The sequence below is a fragment of the Ruoffia sp. FAM 26254 genome (genome assembly GCF_045528545.1).
GTDB lineage: Bacteria > Bacillota > Bacilli > Lactobacillales > Aerococcaceae > Ruoffia > Ruoffia halotolerans.
Genome location: NZ_JBGQQY010000017.1, coordinates 13,543 through 35,638, shown reverse-complemented (window position 1 = coordinate 35,638; position 22,096 = coordinate 13,543). Strand labels below are relative to the sequence as shown.

The following is a 22,096-nucleotide window of genomic DNA, read 5'->3' as shown; positions in this document are numbered from 1 at the left end:
TTCCTCCTACTTTCTTTCATTCACTCTAAGAACTAGAACGAGTCCTTGCTTGAATGATAGTTTCACCGGATGGTATTTATCGATAAACTCATTACTTATGAGTGCACGTGGATAGCCTATATCAGTAGTTCCAAGATTATACACAGCATTTTGGATACTTAATTGCTCTACAGCTGTTAAAGTGATGATGGATAAGTAATCTGGTAACATCTTTTCAGCGCTAATCTCATATTCTCCAGGGAAGAAAAATTGAAAGACATGATTCTTTTCAATAAACTTTATTCTTCCAACACTTTTTTTAAATCTTGGTTGATAAACCATCCAAATATTCGCTAGCATGTGATCCAAGCGGCCTTTCTTCTCTCCGATACCGCCTAGAATTAAACATTCTAACTCTGGAAACTCCTCTTGGACGATTTCTAAAGCTAATTCCATATCTGTATCATCTTTTTGAGCTGGATGTTTGATAATATGTGTCGCATTCTCTTTAATTAATTGGAATTCTTCTTCTGTCACTGAATCAAAATCACCGACAGCATAATCCAAGTAATAGCCAGCTTTAATAAGTTTTAAACTTCCACCATCCACACCAATATAATAAGTTTTGTGATTTTGGACATATTTAGGTATTTCTGAGACTGCTGGTTTTACAGCACCGCCACAGACCACTACATATTCTTTTTCTTTACTTTGCATCTTAACACCTTAGTTTCTTAATGAATCGATTGCTTCCTTGCGGTTATTGTGACTAAATATGTAAGAACCTGCCACTAATACATCTGCTCCTGCTTCTAAGCATTTCTTACTTGTTTCCTCATTAATACCGCCATCCACTTCAATCTCATAATTGTAGTTATTTTCTTCACGGAGTGCTTTTAGTTGCTTGATTTTATTCAAGCTTGATGGAATAAATGTTTGTCCACCAAAACCTGGATTCACTGTCATAGCTAAAACTAGATCGACATCTGCCAATACTGCTTCGATTGCTCCAACCGGCGTACCTGGATTAATTACGACACCCGCTTTCGTGCCAGTTTGTTTGATTTGTTGGATTACACGGTGAATATGTTTTGTTGCTTCAACATGAACAGAAATAATATCTGCGCCTGATTCAGCAACAAGTTCAATATAGCGTTCAGGTTCTTCAATCATTAAATGACAATCAAATGTTTTATCTGTTAGAGGTCGAATAAACTTCATAACCATCGGACCAAAAGACAAGTTTGGTACAAAATTTCCATCCATCATATCGATATGAATATAATCAGCGCCATTTGATACGATATCTACCAAATCGTCGCCTAATTTACTAAAATCTGCACTTAAAATTGATGGTGCAACTTTCATAAATAATCCCCCTACTATTTTTTCTTTTTATAAACAGGTTTTCTTTGCTCAATGCGTTCCATAATTTGTTCATAATTATTATAACGACTTTGAGCTATGACACCCGTTTCAACTTCGCTTTTAACATTACAACCCGGTTCATTTAAATGCAAGCATGACCGGAACTTACACAATTCTCCCGCTCTAGCAATCTCTGGGAAATAAAATCTTAAATCAGCTTTTTCGATATCCGGAAAGTCAATCGCGCTAAAGCCTGGTGTGTCAGCTAAAAATCCATCGTTAAATGGATATAAAGTAACTTCTCTAGTTGTATGTTTCCCTCGGTTTAAAGCTTCACTAATAATCCCTGTTTCAATATTCGCTTCAGGTAATAATAAGTTTAATAGAGTTGACTTTCCAACTCCTGATTGTCCCATTATGACGTATAAGCCTGTATCTATCAACTGTTTAATCTTATCAATATCTGATTCATTATTATTTAAAGTCACAACTGTATAGCCAGCTGGTGCGTAAACTCGATTAATCTCTTCAACTTTTCGGTCAGCTGCTTCTTGACCAACGGCTTCGACTAATAAATCAAACTTTGATAATAAGATAATTGGTTCGATATGATTCGATTCGATAGAGACTAAAAAGTAATCTAATAAATTATATGAGAAATCTGGTTCAACTAATGACGTCACAATCATTGAATAATCTACATTCGAAATACTAGGTCGAACTAACTCATTTTCTCTTGGTAATATTTCAATGAGACGACTCTCTGACTGACTATCTTTTTCATCAACTTCAATGACTACTTCGTCACCTACTAATGGTTTTTCATTTGTGTGTCGGAATAATCCTTTAGGTTTTGTGGCAAAACTTTGATTCTCTGTCCACACGTAATAAAATCCACTAATTGATTGATAAATGACACCTTTTTTCTTTTGCATAAAACCCTCCTTTTAAAAAAAGGTTAAATCCTCCAATACGAAAGATTTAACCTTGAAACAGTTACTGTGGTATTACATTATTACTTTCTTCATACACTTCACCATCTCGCAATATACGATATTGCCCCGTACCATTTGACGATATATATAAAGTTAATTCAATTAATTGTGACTCTGTAATTTCAAATTCTTCAGCGACTTCAGTAATATTATTATACTCATCACCGATAAAAACTTGAATTGTATTTGGTAATGGATTTTCTTGTTCTTCATCATTATCTTCATAAGTTGGTAAGTACTCAATATATACAGGAGTTAAAGCAGAATTGATTTCTTCTTCTTCAGGTCCCATTGAAACAACCACTGAAATCGTATCTCCAGGGTATAATGACGTTCCACTTTCTTGAGACTGACTAATAACTTGTCCTTCTGGGATAAACTCGCTGTACTCATAACCTACATCTACGAGTAATCCATAACCATCCGCAAATGAATGGACCATATCAAGTGATAAATTATAGAAATCTTGCATCGTACTAGATTCTGAATAACTACCCACCGTCATTGTGATGGGTGTTTCACCAGGTACAACACGTGTTCCGGGCTCTAAACTTTGTGCCATAATCGTTCCTGTCTGTGACGCATCATTAGTAAATAGGTCTTGACGTTCAACGATGAAGCCCGCTTCAATTAGCATTTGACGAATTGGTTCATAGCTTTGTCCCACATAATCGCCGATTTGAACTTGTTCTTCCCCACTACTCACGACTAGGTTTACTGATGAGTCTCTTTCAATCCGCTCGCCCATCTCTGGATCCGTTTCGATAACGTTACCTTGAACGACTGTGTCGTGCCAATTATTAATCACATTACCAACTGAAATATTCTCTTCTTCAAGTAATGCAATCGCTTCTGCTTGAGATAAGTTCTCAATATCAGGGACGGTTACATATCTAATCGTTTGATTATATAAAGCATACGCACCGAAAGCCAATAAGATTACTAATAATACAACAGATACTTGTATTAATAGCTTACTAAGTCGTTTCGGTCTTGAAATCGGAGGTAATTCATCATATTGAGGGATTTCCTCTTCTTCTTGAAGATCCTCTTTAACTTCTACACTTGATAACGTTTGACTTGCCGTACTAATTGGTTTAATCGGCGTCATAATTACCGTATCTTCTATATCAGTTTCTGGATCGAAGCGTTTTTCGTTCATTCGATTCACACTTAGACTCGTACTTAGATCATTTAACATTTCTTGAACAGAACTGTAGCGGTGCTCTAATGATTTTGCTGTTGCTCGCATGACCACATTTTCTAAACTTTGTGGGACATAATCTAAATGTTCTTTCACACGAGGAAATTCTTCTTGGAAATGCTTTAAAGCAACCGAAACAGCTGATTCACCATCGTAGGGAACTTCTCCAGTAATTAATTCGTAAAGAACCACACCTAAAGCATAGATATCTGATTTAACCGTTGCACTTCCACCACGCGCTTGTTCTGGAGATAAATAATGTACAGAACCAAGCAATGTATTAGTTTGCGTTAAAGATGTATCCGATAGGACGACTGCGATACCAAAATCAGTAATCTTCACTTCATTGTTCTCAGTAATTAGTATATTTTGTGGCTTAATATCACGGTGAATAATGTTGTGTCTATGTGCGACATCAATGGCTGATAGTATTTGGGACATAATATTAACGGCTAATTCTAAAGACACAGGTGATTTGTCACGGATAAATGTCTTTAAATCATTCCCCTTAACATATTCCATCACTATATATTGCTGACCATCTTCTTCATCAACATCATAAACTTCCACCACATTATGATGCAAGAGTTGACTCGCCGCCATGGCTTCACGTTGGAAACGGCGGATTGCATCTTGATTATCTTGGAAGTCAAAGCGTAATACTTTAACCGCAACATCACGATCTAATATCAAATCTCTGGCTAAATAAACATTTGCCATACCACCTGAGCCAACAAGCTGGTTAATAATGTAGCGTCCAGATAGTTTAGAGTTAATATCTATCATATCGTTTCACCATCCTCTAAGATTAAAGAATGGATGTTTCCAACAACAATAATCGTAATATTGTCTCGTCCGCCAGCTTCATTTGCTGCATCAACTAAAGATACGGCTAAATGATCAAAATCCTCCGTTTGTTGGAAGAAATCAACAATTTCTTCATGACTCACCATATTTGTCAGTCCATCAGAACAAAGCATTAAATGTTCGACTTCATTAATTGGTAACTCCAACAATTCATAGCCGACATCGGGTGTCACGCCAATTGATTGTGTAACAACGTTTCGTTGAGGATGTAAATTTCCTTCTTCTTCAGTAATCTCACCTGATTTAATTAATTCATTAACTAAAGAATGGTCTTCTGTTTTTTGAAATAAATGACCTTCGTTGAATACATAAGCGCGGCTATCCCCAACATGCGCAATTAAGACAAATTCCTTTGTAATTAATGAAACGACTAACGTCGTTCCCATTCCTGCAAGATGTCTCTCTTTTAATGATTCTTCATATAGATAAGTATTTACATCTTCAATAGCTTTTCCAATCCATTGCGATGCTTCTTCTTTTGTTAACTCCTTCGTTAACTGCTTAAATTGCTTTCCTAAATATTTTGTTGTAAGTTCACTCGCGACTTCACCAGCTTGGTGACCGCCGACCCCATCGCATAAGACAAATAGATATTGATTAAAGTCTGATTTAAAATAATCAGCATAATCCTGATTTGACTTACGCTGTTTCCCTACACTTGAATGGAGCGAAATTTGCATTGTTTCACCTCAGTTTTTTTATTGTACTATTTAATACCTTCTGTATCTTTTTTAACTAAACGTGAGATAAAAAAGCCGTCCGTATGGTATTGTTGTGGCCAAACTCGAATATTACCTTCATCGGTAATTAAATCTGATTTAACATTATCTTTCTCAACAGAAATTGGACTTTGTACAAAATTATCGTGAACGTTTAAAAATGACTGAACGATCTCTTCATTCTCTTCATAAGATATTGTACATGTACTATATATTATTTTTCCGCCTGGTTTTAATAATGTTGAAGCATGATTAATTAATTCAGTTTGTATTTGTGCTAATTCTTGTATATCTTCATATGATTTCTCATACTTAATCTCAGGTTTACGTCTCATTAAACCTAAGCCAGAACAAGGTGCATCTAAATAAATTTTATCATATAATTGACCGTTTGTTGGCTGATGTTTTGACGCATCTTCAACATTTAATGTCACTCTTTGTGAAAGTCCTAAACGTTCCATATGTTCATTGACTCGCTTAATTTTTGGCTGTGACAAATCTAAGGCTGTCAGATGTCCTGTTTCTAATAGTGTCGCGATATGAGTCGCTTTTCCACCTGGTGCAGAACAGGCATCCAAAATTTCTTCATCGCCATTAATATGACCTAAAGGTGCTACTAACATTGATGATTCATCTTGAATTGTTAACCAACCTTCTTTAAAAGCAGTTGAATGAATTAGATTACCGTTAACTGAACGAATACCAACGGGTGATATCTCACTTTCTACAGTATCATAACCTTCGCTATAAAGGGACTCCATAACTTCTTTTCTAGACTTCTTACTTGTATTAACACGTGCAGAGATAAATGGAACTTCTTGTAAACTTTCTAATAAGTTCTCAACTTCTTCATGCGTTTGATGTTTTAAAAAATAATCTACAATCCAAGGACTAATACTGTATTTCACACTTAGACGTTTAGTGAAATCTTCAATCGCATCAATATCCAATCGATCCGTTCGAATAAAACGCCGCAAGATTGCATTTACAAAATTTCCTACGCCCCCATGACCATTCACTTTAGCTACTTGAACGGCTTCATTAACTACCGCATGACTCGGAATTCGATCTAAAAATACTAACTGATATACAGAAAGTCTTAGTAATGTGGAAACCCAGTCATCAAGTTGCTTACCTGATACAAAAGGTGCCAAGTAGTAATCGATCGTTAATTTGTTTTGGATAACTCCGTATACAATTTGGACAACTAATCGATTATCCCTTTCATCTAAAGGTGTATTTTGTAAAAATTCGTCTATCACTACATTTGAAAATTCATTTTGATTTTCAATTTTATCGAGTAGAACGAGTGAGTGCCAACGTAAATTTTTATTTAATTGTTTTTTACTTCGTTGCTTAATTTTCAAAACTCGTTCCTCCTAACGTTATTTATTTTCGAACACGCTATCTATTATATCCTCTGGCTTATTCCCATTCAACCATTGTTCAATTGAAAGTCGTTTTTTTCCACTTTCTTGCCATTCACTAATCCCGTAAAATGTATTATCTCCACATTGAACAATTAGTTTGTTGTCTTCAATTGCAAGAACTTCACCAATTTCGCCGGGTTCACCATTATAATCTACAGGTTCGCCTGCCCAAATTTTAACACGATTATTATCCAACATTGTATACGTCGATGGGAATGGTCTAAATGCACGGATATGATTATCTACTTCTTGAGCCGTTAAATCCCAAGAAATTCGTTCTTGTTCTTTAGAAATTGTTGGAGAGAAGACAACCTCTTCTTCTACTTGTGGTGTTGCTCGGATTTCTCCAGCAAAAACAGCAGGTAAAGTATCTAATAATAATTCTTTGCCAACTACAGCAAGTGTGCCAAATAATTTACCTACATCATCTGTTGCTTTAATTTCAATAGCGCGTTGAGATAGGATATCTCCCGCGTCCATCTTTTTAGTCATATAAATAATTGAAATTCCGGTTTTTTTGTCACCATTCCATAGCGCATAATGAATCGGTGCTCCCCCTCGGTATTTAGGCAGTAGCGAAGCATGGACATTAATTGCACCATATTTTGGTGCTTCAATTAGATCAATGGGTACAAACTGCCCGTACGCTGCTGTTACAATAAGGTCTGCATTTAATGCTTTTAATTCTTCAGCTTCTTGAGACCCTCTGATTTTTTCCGGTTGATAGACTGGGATATCATGTTTTAATGCGAGTTCCTTCACTGGTGTCGGCTTTAATACCTTTTTACGACCTACAGGTCGATCAGGTTGTGTGACTACGCCTACAACCTCCATAGTCGCATCATTTATTAACCCTTCCAAAACTTCAACAGAGAAATCTGGTGTCCCCATAAAAATTATTTTATGCATATACATATCCTTTCTAACTAAAATATTGTGGTTCATGATCAATATTTACATACACACCTTGTGTTGCTTTTTGTTGTGTATTATTCAAAATATCATCTAATTGTCTTTGAATAGTTGTTTTGTCTTTGTATTTTAAAAGTAAATTAAAATAGTAATAATTATTAATTTTCGAAATATTATTCCGATTTGGTCCTATAATATATAACTGTTCTTTTCTTTCGAGTTCAGGATTATATAATTGAGCTTTTAAATCATAAGCCAACTGACTCGCCCTTCCTTGATGCTTACTAGACACTGTCAGTAAGGTAGTAAAGTAATAAGGCGGATAATTAGTCAGATGTCGTCGTTTCATCTCAAAGCGGAAAAAACTTTCATAATCGTGCGTTTTCGCAAATTGGATCACGTAGTGTTCAGGATTATACGTTTGAATCACAACTTCACCGGCTAAGTGCCCACGTCCGGTTCTTCCACTCACTTGAGTTAATAGTTGGAAAGTCCGTTCACTTGCCCTAAAATCAGGTAAATTTAACGCTGTATCAGCATTGATGACTCCTACTAAGGTTACATTCTCAAAATCTAAGCCTTTAGCGATCATTTGCGTTCCTAATAGAATATCCGATTGCCCGCTTGAAAACTCATCTAGTAATTTTTGATGTTGCCCTTTACGGCGAGTTGTATCGTTATCCATTCGCGTAACCTTCGCTTCTGGAAAGATTTCTTCTAAAGTTTCAGCTACCTTTTGTGTTCCTATACCATGAGTACGAATGTGCGGTGATTGACAGCTCGGACATTGCGTTGGTAGGGGCTCATGGTAATCACAATAATGACACTTCATTTGATTATCAAACTTATGATAGGTTAAAGAGATGTCACATCTAGGACATTGCATAATGAAACCACATTCGCGACATAGTAAGTAAGAGGCATAACCACGACGGTTTTGTAATAATACAACTTGTTCTTTCTTATCGAGTCGATCTTGAATCTTCTCAATAAGCTCTGGAGACAATTCATTCGCCGTTTCCCTCAACTCAACTTGGGTCATATCAATAATATCCACAGGTGGCATCGGCATTTGATTGACCCGATTCTCCAGGTGGATTAAGTGATAGTTACCTACTTGAGCTCGTGCACGACTTTCTAAAGACGGTGTCGCACTTCCAAGTATTAAAGGGGCATCATGATACTCACTCCGCCATCTCGCAACATCTCTCGCATGATAACGTGGATTATCAGATTGCTTATAAGTCGTTTCATGTTCTTCATCGATAATGATAATTCCGATATTTTCTAAAGGAGCAAAGATCGATGATCTAGCCCCTACAACGATTTTTGCTTCGCCTTTAATAATCCGTTGCCATTCATCATATTTTTCAGTGATAGATAAACCAGAATGCAATACTGCAATGCCAGTTTGGAAGCGACTTACTACACGTTCCACCATTTGTGGTGTTAAAGAGATTTCTGGTACGAGTAATAAAGCAGATTTGCCTTGTTGTAAGGCTCTGTCCATCAATTGCAAGTAAATCTCTGTCTTCCCACTCCCGGTTACTCCTTCAATTAAATACGTATCCGCTTGTTTATTATCAACGCTTTGACTAATTAAATCATACGCGTTCTGCTGTTCAGCTAGTAACGTTTTTGATGAACTCGCTTGAAATGAAACATCTTTCAATGGATCACGATAAACCACTTCTTTAAATGTCGTAATCCATTCTTTATCGATGGCTGAATTTATAGTCGCATTGGATAGTTCTAATTCTGTCATTAAAGTGTTTTTTTCAATGCTTTCGATAGCTTGATTATTAATGAAGTATTCTAGTATCGCTCGTTGCTTAAAGCTTCTTAGGCTTGTCTTTTCTAAAACATTCATTAGTTGGTCTTTATTTAAGTTTGTTTTAATCATTGTTTTAGTTTTTTGCGTCGTTTGGTTAATAACTTGGTATTCTATAGAAATGATATTTTCTTTTTTTAATTGACTGATTGCATTGGGAGATATTCTTTCTTCCAATACTTTACGGTCAATGCTTGTTTCATTTTGATACCAAGAACCAACTTTTTCGCTAAATTGAATAGGATCATGAATTTGAACGATGGCATCATACTTTGCCTTTAATAAACTCGGCAACATGGCTTGAAGTACTGATATACGAAAGCACTGAAGATACTCAGCTAAATAATCACTCAATTCAATTAATTCTTCATTTAAGAAAACATCATAATCCATAATACTATGAATGGGCTTAAGTTTTCCGTTGAATTCAGTCTCGTCCGTAATATCCACAACAAAGCCTGTTCGTTTCATATTGCCAAAAGGTACTTGAACTCGGCTACCTAGTTTAATCGCAGATTCCCAATCTTTTGGCACTGCATAATCAAAAGAGCGATTTACTTGCTTCGCTGGTATATCAATGACAACTTTCACTATCATTCTTTCCCCTCCTTCTAAATAATTTGTAACATATGACAAAAAACTACTATGAAAGTAGTATAAATTCTTTCATAGTAGCTTCGATTTTATTTTTCTTTGATTTGTAAGTCGCCAGAAACAACTTCTTCTAACGCTCTTCCCACGGGTTTGATTGCTTCGTATGAATCTAACATTTCATGCTTATATAATTGCATTTCATGAGCGCGTTTACTCGCAAGAATAATTAAGCTATATTTTGATGGAATTTTTTCAACTAATTTGTCAACTGATGGATATAACATCATGATGGATTACTCCCCTTTTTGAAAATAATTATGTATTTGTAATTTAATTTGATCAACGACTCTTGAAACTTTTAAATGTTCACTTTGTATTATACCATTTACTTTGTTTACTGCACAATCAACTTCATCATTTACGACAACATAGTCGTAATGTTTCATCATTTCAATTTCTTCGCGTGCTTTTTGCATGCGTTCATAAATGATTTCTTGATTATCAGTCCCACGTCCAGCAATTCTAGACTCTAATTCGTTGAGATTAGGTGGTGCTAAGAATATGAAAATTCCATCAGGCATTCTTTCTCTAACTTTCATTGCGCCTTGAACTTCAATTTCTAAAAACACATCGTAGCCTTTAGACAGATTGTCTTCAATCGCTCTAATTGGTGTACCATAATAATTTCCAACATATTCTGCGTGTTCAAGCAAAGCATCTTCCTCTATTAGCTGTTCGAACTCCTCACGTGAGGTAAAGTAATAATCGACACCATCTACTTCACCTGTTCTCATTTGGCGAGTCGTAGCTGAAACTGAATATACATAGTTATAAATATTATTCTTAAAAATTGCAGCTCTAACAGTACCCTTTCCAACTCCAGATGGACCTGATAATACAATTAATAACCCTCTTGTGTCACTCATATTTACCTCCAAAATAAAACTCTATATGTCTATAACTACTATCATAACATATCTTAATTCTTCTTGAAATAAAATCAAGAAATTTCATGCGTTTCTTTATTGCTCTAACAATGCTTTTAACTGTTCTTGTATGTTTGTCAGTGTATTACTATCTAAAACTTCGTAAGTAACATCATCAATCATTTCAGAATAACCTTCTAACTGTACTGTTTCAACATTCGTAATTATTTGACGATAATCCAAGGCAATGGTCTGAATATCCTTGAATGACAGATTTGTTAGTACATTACCATTTAGACTACTAAGTAGCTTTGGAATGCTCGTAAGTGAATTGATTTGACTAATTTGTGGAACAATCGCACTGACGACTTGTCTTGCTTTATCTTGACTATTTGCTGATTCAATCGCTTCATCAATATCACCAGTGTAAGCTAAGGCCATTTCACCATCCATATTATACGTTTCACCTGCAACGAAGCTATACCCATTTTGATCAAATGTTTCAGTAGCCGTCACGGATACTTCCCCAATCGCATCTATAATATCAGCCAGTCCATTCAAATTCACTGTTAACGTATAATCAATCGGAATCTCTAATAAATCTTGCACAGTATTAACTGTTGTTGATAGACCACCTGTTTGATACGCCTCTCGAATCATTCCTTCAGATTTTTGACCTGCAATCTCAGTCAGTGTATTACTAGGTATATTTGTCATAACCACACTTTCTTCTTCAGGACTTACTGTGGCAACAACCATAATATCAGATTGACCTTCTTCTAAATTATCATTGGCTGATGGTTCAACCCCTAATATTAGCATTGAAAATGGCTCTTTATTTTGAATACGACTCACCACAGGATCTGGTTCATCTTCATCACGTAAATTCACTTGTTCTTCAGGTCTACTTTGTTGAATCACATCTACTGTGTTCACAACGTTATTATAAAAATAAGCCCCCACAGCACCTGCTCCTATAAGCAGAACGATGATGATAATAAAGAAAATCAAACATCCTTTTCTTCTTTTCTTAGGTCTTTCTCGATGGATATTTCGACGAGACATATTATTTTCACTCATAGACTAACCTCTCATTACTCAATTTTGTTTATCTATTGTATTACTTTATATATTTTATTTCAAATTCTTTTGTTTTTAGGATAGTGTTGACAAAGGGAACGTTTGTTCGTATAATATAAATACAAACATCTGTTCGGATAAAGGAGTGACATTCATGGAATTACCTATCAAACCCAATTCTAACCTTGCAAATACTGTTCAGCGCTTCTTCAAACCCTTTTTAAATACTCAAATTAAACAAGATAAACGCTTTATATTGCCTCTATATGAAGTAGAGAAGTTATTACATCAACATTATGTGACGCTTGACCCTGTCGAAATCACATTTGAATATTACAATTCTCAACAAAAGATTGAACAAAAGACAGTTTTAGCTACTGTCGTATCAACTGTTCAACACAATCGTCGCATTGCAATTAGTGAAGTTAATTCAAAGCGATCTTACATATTATCTTTAGAACAAATTCTAACTGCGTCTGCCAACGCTGCTTAGAACTCATAGACCACCAACTGTTTGCACAATCCCCGCAAACAATTGGTGGTCTTGTTCTTTTATATATTTTTTCAAATAAAAAAGTGTTGGCAATTAACATAACCAACACTTCATTTAATTTATTAATCATTTAATAATGATGATGTTTCTTTACGAGATAAATATTTTGTTCGTTTAGGAATAATTAGTTTTGGATTACTACGAGCCATAATTAAGATTACTAAGCCAATAATTAACCAAATCACAACTAAACTTAACCAAAATTCCCAACCATTAATTTGTAGTAAACTAATCTCATTTAATGCTAAAGGTGTTAACCAGAATTTGATAAACATATAACTCGTTGTCGAAAGTAAGGCACCGGTGAATATGTTTAAGTAAGTAGAAGAGTATCGACGGTTATTAAGGGTTTTTTGTGTATATTTTGCGAATAATCCAGCAAAACCAACAGATAATAACGGTAAGACCTCTTCAAAGAGGACTGATAACCCATCCGTAAAACCTTGTCGTGTAAAGCCAACAATCAAGCCTGTCAGTAAAGCAGAAATTATAGCAAGTGGTGAACCATAACGAAGCGCTAACCATATTAAGGGAAGCATCGCTAACCCTGAATAATCACCTGGTATGAATGAACTAATATATTGTGCAGCAACGGCTAAAATTAAGCCTAAAACAATAGCATATAAACTATCCAATAGCATACTTCTTGTACGTTGATTCATTCTATAGCTCCCCCTATTTTTCTTCTTTATTAGGTTGATAATTTGAAGCTTCCATAATAATTGGTAAGACAACCGGACGACGTTGAGTCTCTTTATATAAGTATTTACCGATTTTTTCACGAAGATCCCCTTTTAGTTCACTCCAGTCAAAATTATCACCATTTAAATGTTCTTCTAATATATCTAAGGTCATATCTGAACAAGCTTCAATTAAATCAATACTTGTTTTCATATATACGAAACCTCTAGAAGTAATTTGTGGTCCGACTAAAACGCGCCCTAAACGACGCGAAATTGTAGCTACAACTACAAAGATTCCATCTTCACTTAAGATACGGCGATCACGTAGAACGACATTACCGATATCTCCGACCCCAATACCATCAATAAGGACATTTCCAGCAGGTACTTGGGTAGTCATCGTCATCTTCCCTTTATTGTACTCGATAACATCTCCGATGTACGGTAAGAAAATTTGCTTATCTTCATAGCCTACTTCGTTAGCTAAACGCGCATGCGCGGCTAACATTCTTGATTCACCATTAACAGGGATAACATATTTAGGTTTGATAAAGTTCATCATTAATTTTAAATCTGACTGATTCGCGTGACCAGATGTTTTAAAGTTATCTGTTACAGACTTAACTGTTCCGCCAGCTTTGTAAATCATATCCTTTGTTTTGGCAATGACTGTTTCCATCGCAATTGAAGGTGTTGTAGCTAAATAAACCAAATCACCATCTTTAATATTGATTAATGAATGACGATTTGTCGCCATTAATTGAACATTCTTAATTGGTTCGCCAACGTCACCTGTTTCTAACACGATGACTTCGTTATCAGGCGTGTTATTTAGATCTTTCACTTGTCCGATGATGTCTTTACTTGGAATTTTAATCTGATTTAATTGAATCGCAATATCGACAATTTTGTATAATTGGTCATCTGCTAAGAAAATTGTTCTACCTGAATTTTTAGCAGCATAAAATAATTGCTGAATACGAGAGATATTACTTCCAATTGAAGCAACGATGACACGTCCGTCTTCATTACGGAATACTTCGGTCATATCTGCAGTAATCTTCTTATCACTGACTGATTGAACGGCATTCTCTGCATCCGCAGAATCACTTAGTAAAGCTAAAACACCTGCTTCTCCAATATCCGTTAAACGACCATAATTTGTACTGTATTGTTCAGACGCGCTTGGATCAAATTTAAAGTCTCCTGTATAAACGATTGAACCTTCATCCGTTGAGACAACAATACCAAGAGAACCTGGAATTGTATGTGTGGTTCTGAAGAAACTTACAGTTGCATCTTCAAATTCAATCTCAACATCTTCATCAATCTTGAAGAAGTTCTCAATATGTTGATGCAATCCTTGTGATTTAGCTGAAATCGTTGCTAATTCAATTGTTAATTCAGTTCCGAATACTGGTGCATCAATCTTTTCTAATAGATATGGCAATGCACCCATCGCATCATCATGACCATGTGTCAGGAATATCCCAACGATTTGATCTTTCTTTTCAACTAAGTATGTAAAATCTGGGATGACTGCATCGATACCAAGTAATTCTTCTTCTGGAAAGACTAGTCCGCAATCCAAAACAAAGATTGACTCATTCACTTCTACCACGTAAAGATTTTTACCTTCTTCACGCACCCCACCTAACGGGATTATTTTTATTTTACTCATTTGACACCTCTTTATTTAGTTAGTTTCATTTTGATAATATACTTATCACATTATAGCACAGTTAGGAATAAAATAAAAAATTGCTTCTCCAATATTTCAAATTGATTCGTTATCATAAATCAATACCGCAGTTATTTAGAAAAACCAAAAAGACAAGTTCCCTTTTGTGAAACTTGCCTCTTAATAGTATGTGTTATTCTTTGTCGATTAAAGCTTTACGAGATAGGTTAATCCGTCCTTTATCGTCAATTTCTTGAACGCGAACTTTAACTTTATCATTCAATGCTATAACATCTTCAACTTTCCCTACACGGTGATGCTCTAATTCAGATATATGAACTAAACCATCTTTACCTGGTAAAATCTCAACAAAAGCACCGAATTTCTCAATTCGTTTAACGGTACCTTCGTAAATTTCTCCCGCTTTAACTTCATGTGTTAATTGTTCGATAATTTCTTTAGCACGGTTAATCATTGCTTGATCAGTAGAGGCAATACTTACATTACCTTCATCATCAATATCAATTTTAACGCCTGTTTCATCAATAATCTTATTGATTGTATCTCCACCACGACCGATAACAACTTTAATCTTATCTGGTTTGATTTGAATCATTTCAATCTTAGGAGCGTAAGGGCTTAACTCTGTTCTTGGTTCAGAAATTGTCGAAGTTAATTCTTCTAGAATTGCTAATCGAGCTTGACGTGCTTGAACTAACGCTTCATTTAAAATTTGCTCTGTAATTCCTTCGATTTTAATATCCATTTGTAAAGCAGTGATTCCTTTTTCAGTTCCCGCTACTTTGAAGTCCATATCTCCTAGAGCATCTTCTAGACCTTGGATATCAGTTAGAATTGTATAGTTGTCGCCATCCATAACTAATCCCATTGCGATACCTGCGACTGGTGCTTTAATAGGTACACCTGCGTCCATTAATGCTAATGTTCCAGCACAAATACTTGCTTGTGAAGATGAACCGTTAGATTCTAATACTTCTGATACTAAACGAATCGTATATGGGAATACATCTTCATCTGGAATAATTTGTGCAAGCGCACGTTCACCTAAGGCACCGTGTCCTACTTCACGACGTCCCGCGCTACCCATACGTCCAGTTTCACCTACTGAATATGGTGGGAAGTTATAGTGGTGAATAAAGCGTTTAGACTCTTCAATACCTAAGCCATCAATAATTTGATGCTCTCCTAGAGGTGCTAATGTCGCTACTGTTAATGCTTGAGTTTGTCCACGTGTGAATAAACCAGATCCGTGAGTACGTGGTAATAAGCCTACACGAGAAGCTAATGGACGAATTTGGTCCACTTTACGGCCATCAGGACGGATACGATCCGCTGTAATTAAATGACGCACAACTTCTTTTTCTAGGGCTTGTAATGCAGCGTTAACAGCTGAAAGAACTTCACCTTTTTCTGGGTTTTCAGCATGTAATTCTTCATAATAAGTTACAGCACCTTGCATAACTAAAGCAATCGCATCTTCACGCGCTTTTTTCTCTTCTGTTTTAATTGCTTCAATCATTGCTTCACGATAACGTCCAGAAATTTCTTCCATGATTTCTTCATCATTTTGTACAATCGTTAATTCGAATTTCTCTTTACCGATTTGTTCAATAATATTCGCTTGGAATTCGTTAATTTCTTTAATTGCACGGTGACCAAATAATAATGCTTCAAGCATCTCATCTTCTGGTACTTCTTCCGCACTTGACTCAACCATGTTAATTGCTTGGCTAGTACCTGCAACTGTTAAGTGGATATCAGAGTGGGCGCTTTGTTCAGTCGTTGGGTTAATTACTAATTCTCCCTCTACACGACCAACATTAACACCTGCAATAGGTCCGTTAAACGGAATATCTGATACACCTAGGGCTAATGATGAACCTAACATTGCTGACATTTCTGGTGAGCAATCTTGGTCTACAGATAATACAGTATTGACGATTTGAATTTCGTTTCGTACCCCATCTGGGAACATTGGACGAATTGGGCGGTCAATTAGACGTGCAGTTAATGTCGCATTCTCTGACGGGCGACCTTCACGTTTAATAAATCCACCGGGGATTTTACCTACTGAATATTTTTTCTCTTCGTAGTTCACAGTTAACGGGAAGAAGTTTCCGTCTACAGGTCTACTTGAAGCTACTGCTGTAGATAATACAACGGTATCTCCGTATCTTACTAGGACTGCTCCATTCGCTTGTCGAGCAAATTCGCCAATTTCAACTGACAGTGGGCGTCCACCAATAGTTGTTTCAAAAACATGTTTTTCGAACATGGTATCTCTCCTTTGATTAATAAATTGTGTGTTTTGGAGAACTACTAAACAAATATCAACTCATGACGCGTCTCGTCACAAACTCATACTTGTATAGTAGATCTACCAATATTGATAATTACCAAAACACACACTAATTAGTTTAGCATATTCTCTATATAATTGCGCTCATAAAGGGCAATATATTATGAATATCTACAAAAAAACTTCCATTTCATTACTGAAACGGAAGTTAATATCATATTAACGACGTAATCCTAAACGTTGGATTAATTCGCGGTAACGTGCTACGTCTTTGTTACGTAAGTACGCTAATAAGTTACGACGGTGACCAATTTTTTTCATTAGTCCACGGTATGAATGGAAATCTTTTTTATGTTCGCGGATATGCTCGTTTAATGAGTTAATATCAGCGGTTAACACAGCGATTTGTACTTCTGGAGAACCAGTGTCCCCTTCGTGAGTAGCAAATTCTTTCATGATTTCTGTTTTACGTTCTTTTGTTAAAGCCATCTCATTTCACCTCTTTCTTTTTTATCCCTGATGCCAAGAAAAGCGTTGGTGATTCGCTGAACTGAGCATAGGTACTATATAGTATTCCATGCACTTTTACAATGCTAGATTACCACTTGGTATAATTTACACTATATGGTAAGTGAATGCAAGAATTTTTATTCAATTTCTTCAATTGTTTCCTCTGGTAAATGTTGAAACATCGTTTGAGTGACAATTACAGCAAAGTGTTCCATTCCTTCTGGTGTGTGATGGACTTCATCTTCTGTATACCAGTCAGGATTACCTTGTTGATAGCTATACCAATCAACTTCAAAGGCATTTGTATATTTTTTAGCCGTATCTTTAATTGTGTCATTCACGTTTTGAATGTGCATTACTCGTGAGTTTGTGTTTACAAAGAATACATTCCGCTCTTCTCCCGCAATGGACATCAATTCATCCATTCCTTCTTGATCCAATCCTGCGTTTGTTCCAAGGACCACGACTAAATTCTCTTGAACTTCGCCATCACGTACCATGTCACGTAAGATGTCATTTGCATCCCACAATTGTAAGCTTCCTTGACCATAGATATTTCCATTCCAGAAAATTTCGTCTACTTTCGGTGTAAAGTGTAAAGCGATAGAATCTCCAAAGAAAGTCACTGGCACTTCAGTGGCAAATAATAATTCTTGTGGCGTCAACTCATCGAATACAATTGGATTTAAATCTTCAAATTCATCAAACACTTCTTGGTTCTCAGCAATGAGTTCTTGAAGTTCCGCTGACAATGTTTCTTGTTCAAAATAAATATTTTGTAATGTTTCTACAGGATCTTCAACTTCCAACTCGTTAACGAAGACCGTCTCAAATGTATCATCCACTTGGTCTAAATCTTCATTAACTTGGATAATTGGCAGACTTAATGGATACGTGGTGTTCAATAAGTTAGGTTTCGTCTGAAAAGCTTGATATTCTAATTCGAATAAAGACACACGTTTATTATCTGCTGAATAGATAAGTCCTCGAACAAATAAAACTATTAAGGCGACGTAAGCAATAAAGATGAATAACTTAGGCTGGAGGAATTTTCTCTGATCAATCATATGACCGATATCTTCCGCATCTTCTTTAAAGTTGAGTGAAGAACCAAACCAAATTCTCACGCCCCCGCTTTCAATAACACGGTAAAAAATTTCCCCAACAATTGCTAATGTAATCAGAGATAAGACATTGACTACGGTAATGTTTTCTCCTAATTCACGGTAAAATGCTAAGTAAAAGACAATAATTGGGTAATACCATAGGTAGTATGAATATGACCTTTTACCAATAAGATGCAGTGGTTTTAAACTTAGCCAACTTGTCACTGTCGGTGCCCCTACAGTAATTGAAAATACGAGTAACATACTCAACACATTAAATACTGACATCCACAGTAGATACGTCGCTTCGTTTTGATCCGATTGAGTGAACACAATCCAAATCATTCCCCCTGCAGACAATATTGCTATTAAATTGTATACAAACAGTTTAATTCTAGATTTATAAAATAAATTTAAAATGGTCGGTGTGATGTAAGCTGCAGCTACACCAATTGCAAATGATGCAAAGCGGGTTTCAATACCGTAATAAACACGCGTTGGATCCTCGCCTGGTGTATATAAGAATAAGATGGCTACATGACTTAGCAAAACAATAAAAAGCCAAATAATTCCTTTAGAAGGAATCGATAGTTTTAATCTTTGTAATAGTAAGATGATACCGGTTGCGATTAGAACTGATTGTAAGTGAATCGCATTATACCAAAGATGAGTAAAAGGCGATGCATCTGACATTTGTACAAAATAAGATTGATCCGTCACTATTTGATAAATATTATTTACAAAAAACAACCCAGAAAATATATCACTCTGAATATGTCTTAATTCAGTTGGATATAATATATATAAGCCGACAACGATAAATAATAAGAGCCACAAGAGTGGTATAAAGAGCCTCTCTATCGTATGTAGTAGATACTTTCCGATCGCTTTCCATTGAATTGATGCTTTAACCGGCTGAACTTTCTCAATATTTCTTGCAAAAAAGAACCCTCCAATAACAAGAAATGTATTCACCATGAAAAAACCGCCTGGTATTATGGAAGGGAATAAATGATAAGCAACGACGGCCATAATCGCTAAACCTTTTAAGCCATCAAAACTTTGCACTCTCTTCTGTTGTCGCATTATATTACCTCCTGATTAAGAATGACCTCCATAAATTATTATATAGGAAGCATTATTATTATAAAAGGCCAAATCTACTTTTATCTTAATTAATTCAAATTTTCTCTAATGAGTAAATTATTTTAAAAAAGTCTCAAAACATAAAAAGAACAAAACACTTCAGACTATCATGTAGTCAAAAGTATTTTGTCCTAAATTTAATTATTTTCTTTTAAAGAAAGTCGCTTTAAGTTCCATAACTATATCTCTTAAATCAGCTGCCGCTTCAAAGTTTAAATCTTTAGCGTATTGACGCATCTCCATCTCAAGTCGCTCAAGCTCTTCTTCACGTTGAAGACGAGACAATTGTTTGAATTGAGCTAAGATATTCTCTTCTTGTTCTTCACCTTCAACTTCATGCGTAATTCGAATAAGATCACGAACTTCTTTCTTAATCGTTTTGGGTGTAATGCCATGTTCTTTATTATAAGAGATTTGAATCTCACGACGACGCTCAGTTTCTTCAATAGCTTTTGTCATTGAGTCCGTCATTTTATCTGCATACATAATAACATGCCCATTCTCGTTACGAGCCGCACGCCCAATCGTTTGGATTAATGCACGCTCACCTCGTAAGAACCCTTCCTTATCCGCATCTAAGATGGCGACTAATGACACTTCTGGTACGTCAATCCCCTCTCTTAGTAAGTTAATACCAATAAGGACATCAAAGATCCCTAACCTTAAATCACGAATAATCTCCGTTCTTTCTAAAGTTTTAATATCACTATGTAAGTATTTGACTTTAATATCGACTTCTTTAAGATAGTCCGTTAAGTCTTCAGACATTTTTTTCGTCAAGGTCGTAATAAACACACGTTCATCACGCTCAGTTCGTTTCGTAATTTCTTGAATTAAATCATCAATCTGACCCTTAATTGGTCGGACTTCAACAACTGGATCTAATAAACCAGTTGGACGTATAATTTGCTCAACATATTCGTCATCAGTATGTTCTAATTCATATGGACCTGGTGTAGCTGAAATATAGATGATTTGGTTGACATGCTTTTCAAACTCTTCTAACCTAAGTGGTCTATTGTCTAAAGCACTTGGTAATCTGAAGCCATAATCAATTAATTGTTGCTTCCGAGCTCTGTCCCCATTATACATCCCTCGAATTTGTGGCATCGTCATATGTGACTCATCCACTACAATCAAGAAATCATCTGGGAAGAAGTCAATTAACGTATAAGGTTGCTCTCCAGGCGCACGCCCGTCCATATGTCTTGAATAGTTCTCAATCCCATTACAATACCCCATCTCAAGGAGCATTTCTAAATCATAGGTCGTCCGTTGCTCTAAACGTTGTGCTTCTAAGAGTTTATTCTCAGAACGCAATTCTTCTAATCTCTCTTCTAACTCCGCTTTAATCGTAGTAACAGCTTGTAATGTTTGATCTTGGTCAGCCACGAAGTGAGTTGCGGGATAGATAGGATAATGATCGACGTCATTTTTAATCTCGCCTGTCATTACATCTACTTCGCGAATTCTATCAATTTCGTCACCGAAAAATTCAATTCGAATCACTTCACTATCACGCGAAGCTAAGAACACTTCAACCACATCTCCACGGACTCTAAAAGTTCCCCGCTGAAAGTCAATGTCATTTCTAACAAACTGCATGTCAATTAGCTGACGCAATACTTCTTCGCGCGATACTTCTTGCCCTTTTCTAATTGATAAAACTTGATTACGATACATCTCTGGATCCACTAACCCGTAAATACAAGAAACTGATGCGACAACAATAACATCTCGCCGCTCCAATAATGCGGATGAAGCGGAATGTCGTAGCTTATCAATTTCATCATTGACCATTGCTTCTTTTTCAATATATGAATCCGATGATGGAACATAAGCCTCAGGTTGATAGTAATCATAGTAAGACACAAAGTATTCGATTGAATTCTCTGGGAAAAACTCTAATAATTCACTATACAGTTGACCTGCTAAAGTTTTATTATGAGCTAAAACTAAAGTAGGTTTATTTACTTCTTTAATTACATTGGCAATCGTAAACGTCTTTCCTGTACCAGTTGCACCTAATAGCACTTGTTCTTTTTCACCATTATTTAATCCATTAACTAACTCTTTAATTGCTTGAGGTTGATCACCGTTTGGCTCATACTGAGATATTAATTTAAATTTATCCATTTACTGCCTCCTCATTAACCGAACATTTATTCGCTTAAACCATAATACTCTATAAT

18 protein-coding genes are annotated in these 22,096 nt (G+C 35.8%); 1 reads left to right on the top strand and 17 read right to left on the bottom strand.

The features are described from left to right. Window positions 1-6: 6 nt before the first annotated feature. The 11 genes from ACEN3Z_RS06010 to ACEN3Z_RS05960 all read right to left on the bottom strand — a co-directional run bounded on the left by ACEN3Z_RS06010 (window position 7) and on the right by ACEN3Z_RS05960 (window position 11,905). On the bottom strand, window positions 7-696 hold the full coding sequence (locus ACEN3Z_RS06010; protein WP_407090089.1) for a thiamine diphosphokinase: 690 nt from the start codon (window positions 694-696) through the stop codon (window positions 7-9). A gap of 9 nt (window positions 697-705) precedes the next feature. Next, window positions 706-1,347, bottom strand: a complete 642-nt coding sequence (gene rpe / locus ACEN3Z_RS06005; RefSeq protein WP_407090088.1) for a ribulose-phosphate 3-epimerase — start codon at window positions 1,345-1,347, stop codon at window positions 706-708. 14 nt (window positions 1,348-1,361) lie between these two features. After that, window positions 1,362-2,282 carry a ribosome small subunit-dependent GTPase A gene (gene rsgA / locus ACEN3Z_RS06000; RefSeq protein ID WP_407090086.1) on the bottom strand — a complete coding sequence of 307 codons (921 nt, stop codon included), beginning with the start codon at window positions 2,280-2,282 and terminating at the stop codon, window positions 1,362-1,364. Between the two features lie 61 nt (window positions 2,283-2,343). Continuing rightward, window positions 2,344-4,332 carry a Stk1 family PASTA domain-containing Ser/Thr kinase gene (gene pknB, locus ACEN3Z_RS05995; RefSeq protein ID WP_407090084.1) on the bottom strand — a complete coding sequence of 663 codons (1,989 nt, stop codon included), beginning with the start codon at window positions 4,330-4,332 and terminating at the stop codon, window positions 2,344-2,346. Then, window positions 4,329-5,093, bottom strand: coding sequence for a Stp1/IreP family PP2C-type Ser/Thr phosphatase (locus tag ACEN3Z_RS05990; protein WP_407090083.1), 765 nt, complete (start codon window positions 5,091-5,093; stop codon window positions 4,329-4,331). The genes pknB and ACEN3Z_RS05990 overlap by 4 nt, the downstream gene beginning before the upstream one ends. A 26-nt stretch (window positions 5,094-5,119) precedes the next feature. Further along, complete coding sequence (gene rsmB, locus ACEN3Z_RS05985; protein WP_407090082.1) at window positions 5,120-6,499, bottom strand: 16S rRNA (cytosine(967)-C(5))-methyltransferase RsmB; 1,380 nt, start codon at window positions 6,497-6,499, stop codon at window positions 5,120-5,122. An 18-nt stretch (window positions 6,500-6,517) separates the two neighbouring features. Beyond that, window positions 6,518-7,471 carry a methionyl-tRNA formyltransferase gene (fmt, locus tag ACEN3Z_RS05980; protein WP_407090081.1) on the bottom strand — a complete coding sequence of 318 codons (954 nt, stop codon included), beginning with the start codon at window positions 7,469-7,471 and terminating at the stop codon, window positions 6,518-6,520. Window positions 7,472-7,484: 13 nt separating this feature from the next. Beyond that, window positions 7,485-9,902: a primosomal protein N' gene (priA, locus tag ACEN3Z_RS05975; RefSeq protein WP_407090080.1), complete on the bottom strand. Its 2,418-nt coding sequence runs from the start codon at window positions 9,900-9,902 to the stop codon at window positions 7,485-7,487. Between the two features lie 86 nt (window positions 9,903-9,988). Then, window positions 9,989-10,186 carry a DNA-directed RNA polymerase subunit omega gene (rpoZ, locus tag ACEN3Z_RS05970; protein WP_218930821.1) on the bottom strand — a complete coding sequence of 66 codons (198 nt, stop codon included), beginning with the start codon at window positions 10,184-10,186 and terminating at the stop codon, window positions 9,989-9,991. Between the two features lie 6 nt (window positions 10,187-10,192). Next, a complete protein-coding gene (gene gmk, locus ACEN3Z_RS05965) occupies window positions 10,193-10,825 on the bottom strand; it encodes a guanylate kinase (RefSeq protein WP_407090079.1) in 633 nt (210 codons plus the stop codon). A 96-nt stretch (window positions 10,826-10,921) separates the two neighbouring features. Continuing rightward, on the bottom strand, window positions 10,922-11,905 hold the full coding sequence (locus ACEN3Z_RS05960; protein WP_407090077.1) for an LCP family protein: 984 nt from the start codon (window positions 11,903-11,905) through the stop codon (window positions 10,922-10,924). Between the two features lie 154 nt (window positions 11,906-12,059). Between ACEN3Z_RS05960 and ACEN3Z_RS05955 the strand changes: the two genes are divergently transcribed. Continuing rightward, window positions 12,060-12,398: a hypothetical protein gene (locus ACEN3Z_RS05955; RefSeq protein WP_407090076.1), complete on the top strand. Its 339-nt coding sequence runs from the start codon at window positions 12,060-12,062 to the stop codon at window positions 12,396-12,398. A 122-nt stretch (window positions 12,399-12,520) separates the two neighbouring features. Here the strand turns inward: ACEN3Z_RS05955 and ACEN3Z_RS05950 are convergent, their stop codons facing one another. The 6 genes from ACEN3Z_RS05950 to uvrB all read right to left on the bottom strand — a co-directional run bounded on the left by ACEN3Z_RS05950 (window position 12,521) and on the right by uvrB (window position 22,040). Continuing rightward, window positions 12,521-13,120, bottom strand: coding sequence for an energy-coupled thiamine transporter ThiT (locus ACEN3Z_RS05950; protein WP_407090074.1), 600 nt, complete (start codon window positions 13,118-13,120; stop codon window positions 12,521-12,523). A 13-nt stretch (window positions 13,121-13,133) separates the two neighbouring features. Continuing rightward, the gene (locus tag ACEN3Z_RS05945; RefSeq protein WP_407090073.1) at window positions 13,134-14,822 is read right to left on the bottom strand and encodes a ribonuclease J; all 1,689 of its coding nucleotides are present in this window, start codon (window positions 14,820-14,822) and stop codon (window positions 13,134-13,136) included. Window positions 14,823-15,015: 193 nt separating this feature from the next. Continuing rightward, complete coding sequence (gene pnp, locus ACEN3Z_RS05940) at window positions 15,016-17,118, bottom strand: polyribonucleotide nucleotidyltransferase (protein WP_407090071.1); 2,103 nt, start codon at window positions 17,116-17,118, stop codon at window positions 15,016-15,018. Between the two features lie 243 nt (window positions 17,119-17,361). Further along, window positions 17,362-17,631: a 30S ribosomal protein S15 gene (gene rpsO, locus ACEN3Z_RS05935; RefSeq protein ID WP_407090070.1), complete on the bottom strand. Its 270-nt coding sequence runs from the start codon at window positions 17,629-17,631 to the stop codon at window positions 17,362-17,364. A 158-nt stretch (window positions 17,632-17,789) separates the two neighbouring features. Further along, a complete protein-coding gene (locus ACEN3Z_RS05930) occupies window positions 17,790-19,844 on the bottom strand; it encodes an acyltransferase family protein (protein WP_407090069.1) in 2,055 nt (684 codons plus the stop codon). Between the two features lie 201 nt (window positions 19,845-20,045). Further along, window positions 20,046-22,040, bottom strand: coding sequence for an excinuclease ABC subunit UvrB (gene uvrB, locus ACEN3Z_RS05925; RefSeq protein ID WP_407090068.1), 1,995 nt, complete (start codon window positions 22,038-22,040; stop codon window positions 20,046-20,048). Between the last annotated feature and the right edge of the window lie 56 nt (window positions 22,041-22,096).